Genomic DNA, 13,393 nt, shown 5'->3' with positions numbered 1-13,393 from the left:
CGGGCCGGGTCGAGTGGATCGGCCTGCGCCCGGAGCGACGGGGCGAGATGCGCGCCGTCGAGACGGCCGAGGTCGAGGCGGACGGGCTGCAAGGCGATCACGCGAGGCCCGGCAAGCGGGCGGTGACGCTGATCCAGGCCGAGCATCTGCCCGTCATAGCAAGCTTGAGCGGGCTCGATGCCGTTGGCCCCGAAACCCTGCGCCGCAACATCGTCATTTCCGGTTTGAACCTGACCGCCGCGCGGCATCGCTTGCTGCGGGTGGGCGGTGCCGTGCTGCGGTTTTCGGTGCCTTGCGCGCCGTGTTCGCGCATGGAGGCGGCGCTGGGGCCGGGGGGCTACAACGCGATGCGTGGCCATGGCGGCTGGTGCATGGAGGTGGTCGAGCCGGGGCGGCTCGGCCTGGGCGATGCGGTTGGCGTGGACTGAACCCGCATCGCCAATGGTACGAAAAACGCCCGCTCGTTCCGACCGGGCGTTTTCATGTCTTGTGCCGAGAGATCAGCTGGCGCGGGCCTGGCGCTTGCGCTCGTGCGGATCGAGGTAGCGCTTGCGCAGGCGGATCGCGTTCGGCGTGACCTCGACGAGCTCGTCATCGTCGATATAGGCGATGGCCTGCTCGAGGCTCAGCTCGATGGGCGGCGTCAGGCGCACGGCTTCGTCGGTGCCCGAGGCGCGGACGTTGGTAAGCTTCTTGCCCTTGAGCGGGTTCACCTCGAGGTCGTTGTCACGGCTGTGCTCGCCGATGATCATGCCCTCGTAGACGGCGGCCTGCGGATGCACGAACATCTTGCCGCGATCCTCGAGGTTCCACAGCGCGAAGGCGACCGTGGTGCCGTTTTCCATCGACACCAAAACGCCCTGACGGCGGCCCTGGATCGGGCCCTTGTGCGGGGTCCAGCCGTGGAAGATCCGGTTGAGCACGCCCGAGCCGCGCGTGTCGGTCAGGAATTCGCCGTGATAGCCGATCAGGCCGCGCGAGGGGACATGCGCGATGATCCGGGTCTTGCCGGCGCCGGCGGGCTTCATCTCGACGAGATCGCCCTTGCGCGCGCCGGTGAGCTTTTCGACCACGGCGCCGGTGTATTCGTCATCGACGTCGATGGTGACTTCCTCGACCGGCTCCATGCGGACGCCGTCCTCTTCCTTGAAGATCACCTGCGGACGCGAGATCGACAGCTCGAAGCCCTCGCGGCGCATGTTCTCGATCAGCACGCCCATCTGGAGTTCGCCCCGGCCCGACACTTCGAAGGCGTCGCCGCCCGGCGTGTCGTCGATGCGGATCGCGACGTTCGATTCGGCCTCTTTCATCAGGCGCTCGCGGATCACGCGCGACTGCACCTTCTTGCCGTCGCGGCCGGCGAGCGGGCTGTCGTTGATGCCGAAGGTCACGGTGATGGTCGGCGGGTCGATCGGCTGGGCCGGGATCGGCTCCTCGACCGACAGGTCGCAGATCGTGTCGGCCACGGTGGCCTTGGACATGCCCGCGAGGGTCACGATGTCACCGGCTTCGGCGGCTTCGATAGGCTGCTGGCCGAGGCCGCGGAAGGCGAGGATCTTGGAGACGCGGAACTGCTCGATCTTGTCGCCCTTGCGCGAGAGCGCCTTGACGGTCTCGTTGGCGCGCAGCGTGCCGCTCTCGACCCGGCCCGTCAGGATGCGGCCCAGGAAGGGGTCGGCCGACAGCGTGGTGGCCAGCATGCGGAACGGCTCGGACTTGGCGGCCTGCTGCTTGGGCGCGGGCACGTGCTTGACGATCAGGTCAAACAGCGCGGTCAGGTCCTTGCGCGGCCCGTCGAGCTCCATGTCGGCCCAGCCGGAGCGGCCCGAGGCATACATCGCCGGGAAATCGAGCTGCTCTTCGTCGGCGTCGAGGTTGGCGAAGAGGTCGAAGCATTCGTCGAGCGCGCGGTCGGGCTCGGCGTCGGGCTTGTCAACCTTGTTGAGCACCACGATCGGCTTGAGACCCAGAGCGAGCGCCTTGGAGGTCACGAACTTGGTCTGCGGCATCGGGCCTTCTGCGGCATCGACCAGCAGCACCACGCCATCGACCATCGACAGGATCCGCTCGACCTCACCGCCGAAGTCGGCGTGACCGGGGGTGTCGACGATGTTGATGCGGGTGTTGCCCCACTCGACGGAGGTCGCCTTGGCGAGGATGGTGATCCCGCGCTCGCGCTCGATGTCGTTGCTGTCCATGGCGCGCTCGGACACGGCCTGGTTCTCGCGGAAGGCGCCGGACTGTTTCAGCAGCTCGTCCACCAGCGTCGTCTTGCCATGGTCAACGTGCGCGATGATCGCGATGTTGCGGATATCCATTCAATTCACTCTTTCAGGGGTCAGCGCGCCTCTACAGCAAAAACGCCGCCATGGCTAGTCTTGTCGCCGCGATGCGGCGTCAGGGCGGGTTTGCGCTCAGCGCTCAGCGCGCGGCTGTCAGTGCGGCTTGGCGCCCGAGAAGACGTTGATCACCACGATGCCCGACAGGATCAGCGACATGCCGACGAGCGCCGCCGCGTCGAGCTTCTGGCCGAACAGGCTCCAGCCGATCGCGGCGATGAGCACGATCCCGAGCCCCGCCCAGATCGCATAGGCGATGCCTACGGGTATCTCGCGCAGCGCCATCGACAGCAGGTAGAACGACAGGCAGTAGCCCAGCACCGCGACCAGCGAGGGGCCAAGCCGGGTGAACTGCTGGCTGGCATGGAGCGCGGTGGTGCCGATGGTTTCGCAGAGGATGGCGAAGAACAGGACGATCCAGGGCATGACGCGGCACCTCAGGTGGCGATGTAGCGGTCGCGGCGATGGTTGAAGGCGATCACCATGTTGAGGATCGCGGCGCCCAGAAGCGACCACAGAACGACAGGCAGGTCAAACAGCGCCAGCGCGGTCGTGAAGATCACCGCATCCGCCGCGAGCTGCACGTAGCCCGCGCGAAAGCCGTAGCGGTCCTGCACGATCAGCGCCACGATGCCCAGGCCGCCGAGGCTGCCGTTGTGGCGAAACATGCCCAGGAGACCGAGACCGACCAGAACGCCGAAGATCACCGCGCCGAGCCAGGGATCGAGATGCGCGATGGTGAACTGGCCGGGCAGGGCCTCGGTCACCAGCGACAGAAGCGTCACCGAGATCACCGATTTGACCGTGAACTCCGGCCCAAGCCGGACCCAGGCCAGCCAGTAGAACGGCAGGTTCACCACGAAAAACACCGCGCCGAAGGACCACCCGGTGAGATAGGAGATGATCACCGCCACCCCCGCCGTCTGCCCGGTGATCAGCCCGACATGGGTGAGCACGTGAAGGCCGAGGCTGCAGGCGAAGATGCCGATGCCGAGGCCTTGGAGATCCTCGAGGGCGGAGTGGCGGGTGGGGGTGGAGGTGCTGCGCATGGCCGCCACTTAGGGCAGGATGCCTGACCTGTCCAGCGCCTCAGCCGCCGCGCAGCCGTGGCGGCAGCTCGCAGCCCCAGACCGTGGCGCCGGGAATGAAGCGATGCGGCAGTTCGGCGGGCAGGTTGGGGATCTCACAGGCGTGAAACGGCGCGCGCGCGTCGCGCGGCAGGGCGCGGCCGGGCGGCAGCCAGATCCGGCCCTTGCCGGTTTCGGACTGGACCACGAGATCGGCGTCGCACTGGTTGGTGCGCTGCGGCGAGATGCAGTGATCGGCCGTGGGCAGCCGCTCGGGCGCCATGCGGTCGCGCGCCACGGGTACGAGAACGGCGGCCCCGATGAGGGCCGCCGCGATCAGCTTGAACTTGCGCATCAGGCGCATGGCGCTCAGGCGAGCGACTTGTTGAGGTACTCGTCGATCTTCTCGAGGAAGCCCATGGTGGTGAGCCACTTCTGATCGGGGCCGACGAGCAGCGCGAGGTCCTTGGTCATGTGACCATCCTCGACCGCCTGCACGGTGACCTTCTCGAGCGTCTCGGCGAAGGTCTTGAGCTGCTCGTTGCCGTCGAGCTTGGCGCGGTGCTTGAGGCCACCGGTCCAGGCATAGATCGAGGCGATCGAGTTAGTGGAGGTCTGCTCGCCGCGCTGGTGCTGGCGGTAGTGGCGCGTCACGGTGCCGTGCGCCGCCTCGGCCTCGACGATGGCGCCATCGGGCGTCATCAGCTGCGAGGTCATCAGGCCCAAGCTACCGAAGCCCTGCGCGACGGTGTCGGACTGCACGTCGCCGTCGTAGTTCTTGCAGGCCCAGACGTAGCCGCCCGACCACTTCATCGCCGCCGCGACCATGTCGTCGATCAGGCGGTGCTCGTAGGTGATGCCGGCCTTCTTGAAGTCTTCGGCGAACTCGGCGTCGTAGACCTCCTGGAACAGATCCTTGAAGCGGCCGTCATAGGCCTTGAGGATCGTGTTCTTGGTCGACAGGTACACCGGCCAGCCGCGGGTCAGGCCGTAGTTCATCGAGGCGCGGGCGAAGTCGCGGATCGAATCGTCGAGGTTGTACATCGCCATGGTGACGCCGGAGGAGGGCGCGTCGAAGACCTCCTTCTCGATGGTCTCGCCATCCTCGCCGACGAACTTGATCGTCAGCTTGCCCTTGCCGGGGAAGCGGAAGTCGGTGGCGCGGTACTGGTCGCCAAAGGCGTGACGGCCGACGACGATCGGCTGGGTCCAGCCCGGAACGAGGCGCGGCACGTTGCGGCAGATGATCGGCTCGCGGAAGATGACGCCGCCGAGGATGTTGCGGATCGTGCCGTTGGGCGAGCGGTACATGCGCTTGAGCCCGAACTCCTCGACGCGGGCCTCGTCGGGGGTGATCGTCGCGCATTTGACGCCGACGCCGTATTTCTGGATCGCGTGGGCCGCGTCGACCGTGATCTGGTCGTCGGTCTCGTCGCGCGCCTCGATGCCGAGGTCGTAATACTTCAGGTCGATGTCGAGATAGGGCAGGATCAGCTTCTGCTTGATGAAGTCCCAGATGATCCGGGTCATCTCGTCGCCGTCGAGCTCGACGACCGGATTTTCGACTTTGATCTTGGTCACGGGGGCCTCCGCGTTGATTATACTGTCTCGGGCCGGGGCATAGCGCGTCTCGCGCCGCTTTGGAAGGCGGCATACACTCGTATACGGTCAAAGCCCGCGCCGAACCATGCGCCGTCTTGCGTGTTGGGAGGCGACAGCAAGGAGCCCGACCATGCCGAAGGACACGACAGGACGCATTCGCCACGCCGAGGAACTGGCCCGGCTCGACCGGATGGCGCATCTCATGGATGCGCGGTTCAGGTTGTTCGGCTTCCGCTTCGGCTACGACAGCCTGCTCGGTCTGATCCCCGGCATCGGCGACACCATCTCTCTCGCCCCCTCGGCCTGGCTGGTGTGGCGCGCGCATCAGCTCGGCGTGCCGCGCCGCAAAATCGGGAAGATGGCGCTGAACACCGGGGTGGATTACGTGGTGGGCTCCGTCCCGGTCATCGGCGATCTGATCGACTTCGGGTTCAAGGCGAACCTGCGCAACGCGGCGATCCTGCGCGAGCACCTGGAGATGGATGCGGCGACGGGCGCGCGCGACGTGACGCCGCGCCGCTGAGGCGGCGGCGCGATCTGCGTATTTGAAGAAAGATGAAGGGGATCAGCGCCCGGAGAACCAGGCGTCGATCCTCTGGGCCAGCCCGGTCCAGAGCGCGGGCGCGCCGCGCGAGACCTTGGTGCCGACGCGGGTTTCCAGCTGTTCGGCGGTGACCTTGTATTCGGGCCATGTGCCGCCATCGGTGGCGAGGTTCGACAAAACGGGCTGCACCCGGTCGATCGACTTGGCAAAGACCGCGTCATCGCTCTGCGCCGCCTCGAACTCCTCCCAGATCGCGCGCAGCCCGTCGCGCTGATCCTCTGGCAGCAGCCCGAAGATCCGTTCGGCGGCGGCCTGCTCGCGGGCCTCCTGCTCGGCCGGGTCGTGATCGCCGTGAATCGGGTTGTCGCCCGCGTCGATCTCCACGAGGTCGTGCAGCAAGAGCATGGTCATCACGCGCGAGACATCGACGGGGCGCGCGGCGTGCTCGGCCAGCACCAGCGCGTGCAGCATGACGTGCCAGCTGTGCTCGGCCGAGTTCTCGCGGCGCGAGGCGTCGTGCAGCGTCGTGGCGCGCAGCACCGATTTCAGCCGGTCGGCCTCGGCGAGAAAGTCCAGCTGCGCGTCGAGGCGGCTCATGCGGACGCGCCGCGCCGCAGGCGTTCGTCCAGAAGCCGCCGCGCGCGCTGCTCGGCAAGGCGTACGCGCACCGCGGTGAGATAGGCCTCCTGCGTCGTGGTTGAGGAGGCGCCGAGCGCCTCGGACACCTCGGAGATCACCTCGTCGTCGCCCAGCCGTTCGGCCGCGGCGATGGCATCGCGCGCCAGCGCGTCGGCGAGATCCTCGGTGATCCCCATCAGCGGGTGTTCTCGGTCAGCCGGCGGCCGACATAGCCCTTCACCGAGCCGACGAGCGTGTCCATGTGCGGATCCTCGAAGAAGTGGCCCGCGCCATCGACCACCTCATGGGTGATGGTGATGCCCTTCTGCTCGTGCAGCTTGTTGACCAGCCCCACCGTATCGGCGGGCGGCGCCACGCGGTCGGCCGAGCCGTTGATGATCAGCCCCGAGGAGGGGCAGGGCGCGAGGAAGGAGAAGTCGTACATGTTGGCAAGCGGCGCGACCGAGATGAAACCGGTGATCTCGGGGCGGCGCATCAGAAGCTGCATGCCGATCCAGGCGCCGAAGGAGAAACCCGCGACCCAGCAGTGCTTGGCGTTGTTGTTCATCGACTGCAGGTAGTCGAGCGCCGAGGCCGCATCCGACAGCTCGCCCACGCCCTGGTCGTATTCGCCCTGGCTGCGACCTACGCCCCGGAAGTTGAAGCGCAGCACCGTGAAGCCCATCTCGTAGAAGGCATAGTGCAGGTTGTAGACCACCCGGTTGTTCATCGTGCCGCCGAACTGCGGATGCGGATGCAACACGATGGCAATCGGCGCATCGCGGTCCTTTTGCGGATGGTAGCGGCCTTCGAGCCGGCCCTCGGGACCGGGGAAGATGACTTCGGGCATGGACGTCCCTTGCGGCTGCGGTGCGTGAGACAGTTTCTTGACAGAAACCCTATGGCACCTTAGAACGGTTCTAACTCCGAAGGCCGAGGCATCGGAGCGGCTGCAGGGGAATTAACCAGACCCCCTCGCGGCGTCAATGATAATGGCCCCTTGCCGGGCCTCAAGCGGGGTGCAAGAGCGATGAAGCTGTCGACCAAGGGGCGATACGCCATGGTGGCGCTGGCCGATCTGGCCCTGCAGCCGCAGGGCTCATTGGTGACGCTGGGCGATATTTCCAAGCGTCAGGACGTCTCCTTGCCCTATCTCGAGCAGCTTTTCGTCAAGCTGCGGCGCGCGGGGCTGGTCGAAAGCGTGCGCGGCCCCGGCGGCGGCTACCGCCTGGCCCGCCCGGCGGCCGAAATCCGCGTGGCCGAGATCCTCGGCGCCGTGGACGAGACGGTGAGCGCCATGCACAAGGGCGCGGGCGTCTCGGGCGGCGCCTCCGGCAGCCGCGCGCAATCGCTGACCAACCGGCTGTGGGAGGGGCTTTCGGCGCATGTCTATGTCTTCTTGCACCAGACGCGCCTGTCGGATGTGACCGGCAACGGGCTGGCCCCGTGCCCCGCCGTGCCGAACCTGTTCCAGGTGGTGGACGAATGAGCCGGATCTACCTCGACCACAACGCCACCGCGCCGCTGCGAGGGCATGCGCGCGACGCGATGATCGCGGCGATGGATGCGGTGGGCAACCCGTCCTCGGTCCATGCCGAGGGCCGTGTCGCCAAGGCCATCGTCGAGCGCGCCCGCGCCGAGATCGCCGAAGCGGCAGGGGCCGCGAGCGCCGATGTCGTCTTCGTCTCGGGCGCGACCGAGGCCGCGGCGCTGGCGCTGGAGGGACGCGGGCTCGATGGCGCGGCGGTCGAACATGATGCCGTCGCGGCATGGGTGTCGGACGCGCTGCCGGTCGATGCGAAAGGCCGCGTGACCGTGGCCGATCCGGCCCGCTCGGTGCTGCAACTTGCCAATTCCGAGACCGGGGTGATCCAGGAGCTGCCGCAAGGGCTGGCTTGCTCGGACATCACCCAGGGCTTCGGGCGACTGCCCTTTGCCTTCGACTGGTCGGGGCTCGACATGGCGATCCTCTCGGCCCACAAGTTCGGCGGGCCGAAGGGCGTCGGCGCGCTGATCCTCAGGCGCGGCACTGATCTGGCCGCCCGGATCAGGGGCGGAGGGCAGGAGATGGGCCGCCGCGCGGGCACCGAGAACGTGATCGGCATTGCCGGGATGGCGGCGGCCGCCAGGGCCGCGCAGCGCGATCTCGAGGACGGGGTCTGGGACAGGGTGAAAACTCTGCGCGACATGATGGAGGAGGCGGTGGAATCCGCGGCCCCCGATCTTATCTTTGCGGGCAGGGGGACGGCCCGGCTGCCCAACACCAGCTGCTTTGCGGCGCCAGGATGGAAGGGCGAGACGCAGGTGATGGCGATGGACCTCGCCGGCATGGCGATCTCGGCCGGTTCGGCCTGTTCGAGCGGCAAGGTGCGCGCAAGCCGCGTGCTGACCGCCATGGGATACGACAGCGATGTGGCGCAATCCGCGATCCGCGTCTCGCTGGGAGTGGAAACGACCGAGGATCAGGTGCTGCGTTTCGCGGATGCCTGGGGCTCGGCCTACAGGAAAATGCGCGCCCGCGCGGCGTGAGTGGAAAAAGGAGACCGTCATGGCGATCCTCGAGCAGGACATGACCAAGGAAGCCAAGGAAGGCGTCGATCAGGAGACCGTCGATGCCGTGGCAAAGCTGTCGGGCGCCTACAAGCACGGCTGGAACACCGAGATCGAGATGGATTACGCCCCCAAGGGCGTGAACACCGACATCGTGCGTCTGATCTCGGACAAGAACGAAGAGCCCGAGTGGATGACCGAATGGCGTCTGCAGGCCTTTGCCCGTTGGGAAAAGCTCGACGAGCCGAACTGGGCGATGGTCAACTACCCCAGGATCGATTTTCAGGACATCTTCTACTACGCTCGCCCCAAGAGCATGGAAGTGAAGCCGAAATCGCTCGACGAGGTCGATCCCAAGCTTCTGGAGACCTACAAGAAGCTCGGCATTCCGCTGAAAGAGCAGATGATCCTCGCCGGTGTCGAGGGCGCGGAAAACGCCGCCCCCGCTGATGGTGAGCGCAAGGTCGCCGTGGACGCCGTGTTCGATAGCGTTTCCGTCGGCACGACCTTTCAGGAAGAGCTGAAGAAGGCGGGCGTGATCTTCTGCTCGATCTCCGAGGCGATCCGCGAGCATCCCGAGCTGGTGAAGAAGTATCTCGGCACCGTCGTGCCGCAGTCCGACAACTTCTACGCCACGCTGAACTCGGCCGTGTTTTCGGATGGCTCCTTCGTCTACGTGCCGCCGGGCGTGCGCTGCCCGATGGAGCTTTCGACCTATTTCCGCATCAATGCCGAGAACACCGGGCAGTTCGAGCGGACGCTGATCATCGCCGACAAGGGCTCTTACGTGAGCTACCTCGAAGGCTGCACCGCGCCCAAGCGCGACGTGGCACAACTGCACGCCGCCGTGGTCGAGATCATCGTCGAGGAAGACGCCGAGGTGAAGTATTCCACGGTGCAGAACTGGTATCCGGGCGACGAGGACGGCAAGGGCGGCATCTACAACTTCGTCACCAAGCGCGCCGATTGCCGCGGCGACCGGGCCAAGGTGATGTGGACGCAGGTGGAAACCGGCTCCGCGGTGACCTGGAAGTATCCCTCCTGCATCCTGCGCGGCGACGACAGCCAGGGCGAGTTCTATTCCATCGCCATCGCCAACAATCACCAGCAGGCCGACACCGGCACCAAGATGGTCCATCTGGGCAAGCGCACCAAGTCGCGCATCGTCTCCAAAGGCATCTCGGCGGGGCAGGCACAGAACACCTATCGCGGCCTCGTCTCGATGCACCCCAAGGCCAAGGAAAGCCGCAACTACACCCAGTGCGACAGCCTCTTGATCGGCGACAAATGCGGGGCGCACACCGTCCCCTACATCGAGGTCAAGAACAACTCGTCCCGCGTCGAGCACGAGGCGACCACCTCGAAGGTCGATGACGAGCAGCTGTTCTACTGCCGCCAGCGCGGCATGGACGAGGAGGAGGCGGTGGCCCTCGTGGTCAACGGCTTCTGCAAGGAGGTGCTGCAGGCGCTGCCGATGGAGTTCGCCATGGAAGCGCAAAGCCTCGTTGCGATCTCGCTCGAAGGCTCGGTCGGCTGATGGATCAGGTCGCGCCCCCGGAGTTCGCCTTTCCCGAGGCGGAAGCCGCCGCGCTTGGCGCGGCCTACGAGGGCGCGACCACGATCCTGGAGTACGGCTCGGGCGGTTCGACCGCGATGGCGGCGCTGCTGCCGGGCCGGACCGTCTTTGCGGTCGAAAGCGACCGCGGCTACATCGCGCAGCTGCGCCGCTGGTTCGAAGCCTGTCCGCCCGAGGCCCGCGTGCATCTGCACCACGGCGACATCGGCCCCACGGGCAAGTGGGGCCAGCCGGCGGACGAGGCGGCGACATGGCGGCGGTTCCACCGCTACCCGACCACCGTCTGGGACCGGGACGATTTCGTCCATCCGGACGTGGTGCTGGTCGATGGCCGGTTTCGCGCGGCCTGCTTTCTGACCACGCTGTTCCGGATCACCCGTCCGGTGCGGTTGTTCTTCGACGATTATGCCGGGCGTCCGATCTATCACGAGGTCGAACGCTACGGCGCCCCGGTGGCGATGCATGGCCGCATGGCCGAGTTCGCCCTCGACCCCACACCGATCCCGCCAGCCGATCTGACGTGGATCCTAGAGACATTCACCCGCAGGAAGTGATGCGGAAGGAGAACTAGATGCTGACGATCAAAGACCTGAAGGTCAAACTCGAAGAAGAAGACAAGCAGATCCTGAAGGGCGTCGACCTCGAGGTCGGCGCGGGCCAGGTGCATGCGATCATGGGGCCGAACGGCTCGGGCAAGTCGACGCTCTCCTATGTGCTGTCGGGCCGCGACGGCTACGAGGTGACCGAGGGTTCGGCCACGCTCGACGGCGTCGACCTGCTTGACATGGATCCCGAGGAGCGCGCCGCCGAGGGCCTCTTCCTCGCGTTCCAGTACCCGGTCGAGATCCCCGGCGTCGGCAACATGACCTTCCTGCGCACCGCCTACAACGCGCAGCGCAAGGCGCGCGGCGAGGACGAGGCTTCGGCGGCCGAATTCCTCAAGATCGTGCGCGAGAAGGCCAAGGACCTGAAGATCGACGCCGAGATGCTCAAGCGCCCGGTCAACGTGGGCTTCTCGGGCGGTGAGAAGAAGCGCAACGAAATCCTGCAGATGGCGGTGCTCGAGCCCAAGATGTGCATTCTCGACGAGACCGACTCCGGCCTCGACGTCGACGCGATGAAGCTCGTCTCCGACGGGGTGAACGCGCTGCGCAGCGAGGGGCGCTCCTTCCTCGTCATCACGCACTACCAGCGCCTGCTCGACCACATCACGCCGGACGTGGTGCACATCATGGCCAATGGCCGGATCATCAAGTCGGGCGGGCCGGAGCTGGCGCTTGAGGTCGAGAAGAACGGCTATGCCGAGCTGATGGACGAGGTGCAGTAATGGCGCTCGCACAAGCGAAATCCGACGCCACCGAGGCGCGTCTTTCGGGGCTTTCGATCCCCGAGGGCGGCGCGGCCTGGGCGCGCGAGGCGCGGCATGACGCGCTCAACCGGCTGCAGGGCATGGGCCTGCCGTATCGGCGCGACGAATACTGGCGTTTTACCAACCCCGCCGAGTTCCTGACGCAAGAGACGCCGCGCGCCGAGATCGCGCTCGACGCGCCGGGTTTTGAAGAGACCGATGTCCTGCGCGTCGTCTTCATCGACGGCGTGTTCGATGCCGAGGCCTCAGACGCGCTCGAACAGGACGGGCTGGAGATCGAGCGTTTCGCCGATGCCGTGACCAAGGACATCCATTGGGTCAAGGGCTTGCTGGGCGTTCTTGAGACGGCGGGGCAGAACCGCGTCGACCGGCCGCTGGCGATCTTCAACACCGCCTTTGCCGAGGACGGCCTCGTGCTGCGCGCGACGGGTAAGGTCTCCAAGCCCGTGCATGTCGAGTATCGTCGCTCGGAGGAGACGGCCGAAGCGGTGCTGCGCCACATGGTGCGGGTCGAGGACGGGGCCGAGCTGACGCTTCTTGAAAGCGGTGTCGGGGCCTCGCGGCTCAACACCGGCATGGAAGTGGACATCGCCGACAACGGCGCGTTCCACCACGTGCGCATGCAGGGCCGCGACCACGAGCGCCGCGCCGCCACGCATGTCTTTGCGCGGCTCGGGCAGGAAAGCACCTTCAAGAGCTTCACGCTCTCGCTCAACGGCATGATGACCCGCAACGAGGTGATCATCACGCTCAAGGGCGACGATGCGGTGGCGCATGTGGCCGGTGCCGCGCTCGGCGACGGGCGCGATTTTCACCACGACGACACGGTCTTTGTCACCCATGACGCGGTGAACTGCGAAAGTCGGCAGGTCTTCAAGAAAGTGCTGCGCAACGGCGCAACCGGCGTGTTTCAGGGCAAGATCCTGGTCGAGCCCGACGCGCAGAAGACCGATGGCTACCAGATCAGCCAGTCGCTGCTTCTGGACGAGGATGCCAATTTCCTCGCCAAGCCGGAGCTGGAGATCTACGCCGACGACGTGCAGTGCAGTCACGGTTCGACCTCGGGCGCGATCGACGAGACGGCGCTGTTCTATCTCAAGTCGCGCGGCATCCCCGAGGACAAGGCGCAGGACCTGCTGGTCCTGGCCTTCGTCGCCGAGGCGCTGGCCGAGATCGAGGACGAAGGTCTGGCCGAGACGCTGCGCGAGCAGCTCGCGAGCTGGCTGGAACGGCGCCGCTGAGATGGCGGTGTCCTCGGACATCGTGAGGACCTGGCGCGGTCCGCGCCGGGTCGTGGCCGAGCTGGCGGAGCAGGGCAGGCGGGAAGACCGGGCATTGATCTGGCTCTTCGCCGCCTGCGGCCTGATCTTCGTCGCGCAATGGCCGCGGCTGGTGCGGGTCGCACATGAGACGGGGGCCGATCTGACCCGTCTCATGACCTACGACCTTCTGGCCTGGATCTTCGTCTGGCCGCTGTTCTTTTATGCGCTCGCGGGGCTGAGTTGGCTGCTGCTCAGGCTGGTGCGGCGCGGCGTCACCGCCTTCGACGCGCGGCTCGCGCTGTTCTGGGCCCTGCTTGCCTCGACGCCCGCTGGGCTGCTTTACGGGCTGCAGGCCGGGCTGAACGGGCCGGGGCCTGCCACGAACCTCGTCGGCGGAATCTGGATCGCGGCCTTTTTTCTTTTTTGGGCGCAGGGTCTGCGCGCCGTCGTCGCGCGCCGGAGCTGA

At 66.6% G+C, this 13,393-nt stretch carries 17 protein-coding genes; 9 read left to right on the top strand and 8 right to left on the bottom strand.

Annotation, left to right across the window (positions count from 1 at the left end):
- The first annotated feature begins 47 nt into the window (after positions 1 to 47).
- Positions 48 to 428, top strand: a complete 381-nt coding sequence (locus tag NHG85_RS04215) for an MOSC domain-containing protein (RefSeq protein ID WP_253330110.1) — start codon at positions 48 to 50, stop codon at positions 426 to 428.
- 72 nt (positions 429 to 500) lie between these two features.
- Here the strand turns inward: NHG85_RS04215 and typA are convergent, their stop codons facing one another.
- The 5 genes from typA to NHG85_RS04190 all read right to left on the bottom strand — a co-directional run bounded on the left by typA (position 501) and on the right by NHG85_RS04190 (position 4,987).
- Positions 501 to 2,318, bottom strand: coding sequence for a translational GTPase TypA (gene typA, locus NHG85_RS04210; RefSeq protein WP_253330108.1), 1,818 nt, complete (start codon positions 2,316 to 2,318; stop codon positions 501 to 503).
- A 117-nt stretch (positions 2,319 to 2,435) separates the two neighbouring features.
- On the bottom strand, positions 2,436 to 2,765 hold the full coding sequence (locus NHG85_RS04205; protein ID WP_253330106.1) for a DMT family transporter: 330 nt from the start codon (positions 2,763 to 2,765) through the stop codon (positions 2,436 to 2,438).
- Between the two features lie 11 nt (positions 2,766 to 2,776).
- A complete protein-coding gene (locus NHG85_RS04200) occupies positions 2,777 to 3,388 on the bottom strand; it encodes a YitT family protein (RefSeq protein ID WP_253330105.1) in 612 nt (203 codons plus the stop codon).
- A gap of 40 nt (positions 3,389 to 3,428) precedes the next feature.
- Positions 3,429 to 3,761 carry a hypothetical protein gene (locus NHG85_RS04195; RefSeq protein WP_253330104.1) on the bottom strand — a complete coding sequence of 111 codons (333 nt, stop codon included), beginning with the start codon at positions 3,759 to 3,761 and terminating at the stop codon, positions 3,429 to 3,431.
- A gap of 14 nt (positions 3,762 to 3,775) precedes the next feature.
- Entirely contained in the window at positions 3,776 to 4,987 is a 1,212-nt protein-coding gene (locus NHG85_RS04190) for an NADP-dependent isocitrate dehydrogenase (protein ID WP_253330102.1), read from the bottom strand.
- Positions 4,988 to 5,138: 151 nt separating this feature from the next.
- Between NHG85_RS04190 and NHG85_RS04185 the strand changes: the two genes are divergently transcribed.
- The gene (locus tag NHG85_RS04185) at positions 5,139 to 5,531 is read left to right on the top strand and encodes a DUF4112 domain-containing protein (protein ID WP_253330101.1); all 393 of its coding nucleotides are present in this window, start codon (positions 5,139 to 5,141) and stop codon (positions 5,529 to 5,531) included.
- A gap of 42 nt (positions 5,532 to 5,573) precedes the next feature.
- Here the strand turns inward: NHG85_RS04185 and NHG85_RS04180 are convergent, their stop codons facing one another.
- Genes NHG85_RS04180 through NHG85_RS04170 form a run of 3 tightly spaced genes read right to left on the bottom strand, consistent with a single transcriptional unit; the run spans position 5,574 to position 7,020 of the window.
- Complete coding sequence (locus NHG85_RS04180; RefSeq protein ID WP_253330099.1) at positions 5,574 to 6,149, bottom strand: HD domain-containing protein; 576 nt, start codon at positions 6,147 to 6,149, stop codon at positions 5,574 to 5,576.
- Positions 6,146 to 6,367, bottom strand: coding sequence for a hypothetical protein (locus NHG85_RS04175; RefSeq protein ID WP_253330097.1), 222 nt, complete (start codon positions 6,365 to 6,367; stop codon positions 6,146 to 6,148). Before NHG85_RS04175 ends, NHG85_RS04180 begins: the two co-directional genes overlap by 4 nt.
- Positions 6,367 to 7,020: an alpha/beta hydrolase gene (locus tag NHG85_RS04170; RefSeq protein ID WP_253330095.1), complete on the bottom strand. Its 654-nt coding sequence runs from the start codon at positions 7,018 to 7,020 to the stop codon at positions 6,367 to 6,369. Before NHG85_RS04170 ends, NHG85_RS04175 begins: the two co-directional genes overlap by 1 nt.
- 180 nt (positions 7,021 to 7,200) lie before the next feature.
- On the opposite strand from NHG85_RS04170, the gene iscR reads away from it, so the two are divergent.
- From iscR to NHG85_RS04135, 7 genes are read left to right on the top strand one after another with little or no spacing between them, the layout of a single operon-like run.
- Entirely contained in the window at positions 7,201 to 7,659 is a 459-nt protein-coding gene (gene iscR, locus NHG85_RS04165; RefSeq protein ID WP_253330093.1) for a Fe-S cluster assembly transcriptional regulator IscR, read from the top strand.
- On the top strand, positions 7,656 to 8,699 hold the full coding sequence (locus NHG85_RS04160; protein ID WP_253330091.1) for a cysteine desulfurase family protein: 1,044 nt from the start codon (positions 7,656 to 7,658) through the stop codon (positions 8,697 to 8,699). The genes iscR and NHG85_RS04160 overlap by 4 nt, the downstream gene beginning before the upstream one ends.
- Positions 8,700 to 8,718: 19 nt before the next feature.
- Positions 8,719 to 10,257: a Fe-S cluster assembly protein SufB gene (sufB, locus tag NHG85_RS04155; RefSeq protein ID WP_253330090.1), complete on the top strand. Its 1,539-nt coding sequence runs from the start codon at positions 8,719 to 8,721 to the stop codon at positions 10,255 to 10,257.
- The gene (locus NHG85_RS04150; protein ID WP_253330088.1) at positions 10,257 to 10,850 is read left to right on the top strand and encodes a hypothetical protein; all 594 of its coding nucleotides are present in this window, start codon (positions 10,257 to 10,259) and stop codon (positions 10,848 to 10,850) included. The genes sufB and NHG85_RS04150 overlap by 1 nt, the downstream gene beginning before the upstream one ends.
- 17 nt (positions 10,851 to 10,867) lie before the next feature.
- Positions 10,868 to 11,623: a Fe-S cluster assembly ATPase SufC gene (sufC, locus tag NHG85_RS04145; protein WP_253330086.1), complete on the top strand. Its 756-nt coding sequence runs from the start codon at positions 10,868 to 10,870 to the stop codon at positions 11,621 to 11,623.
- Positions 11,623 to 12,906, top strand: coding sequence for a Fe-S cluster assembly protein SufD (gene sufD, locus NHG85_RS04140; RefSeq protein WP_253330084.1), 1,284 nt, complete (start codon positions 11,623 to 11,625; stop codon positions 12,904 to 12,906). Before sufC ends, sufD begins: the two co-directional genes overlap by 1 nt.
- Position 12,907: 1 nt before the next feature.
- Complete coding sequence (locus NHG85_RS04135) at positions 12,908 to 13,393, top strand: hypothetical protein (protein WP_253330078.1); 486 nt, start codon at positions 12,908 to 12,910, stop codon at positions 13,391 to 13,393.

The organism is Limimaricola litoreus (assembly GCF_024159025.1).
Taxonomy (GTDB): Bacteria; Pseudomonadota; Alphaproteobacteria; order Rhodobacterales; family Rhodobacteraceae; genus Limimaricola; species Limimaricola litoreus.
This window is presented reverse-complemented; position numbering and strand designations above follow the sequence as displayed.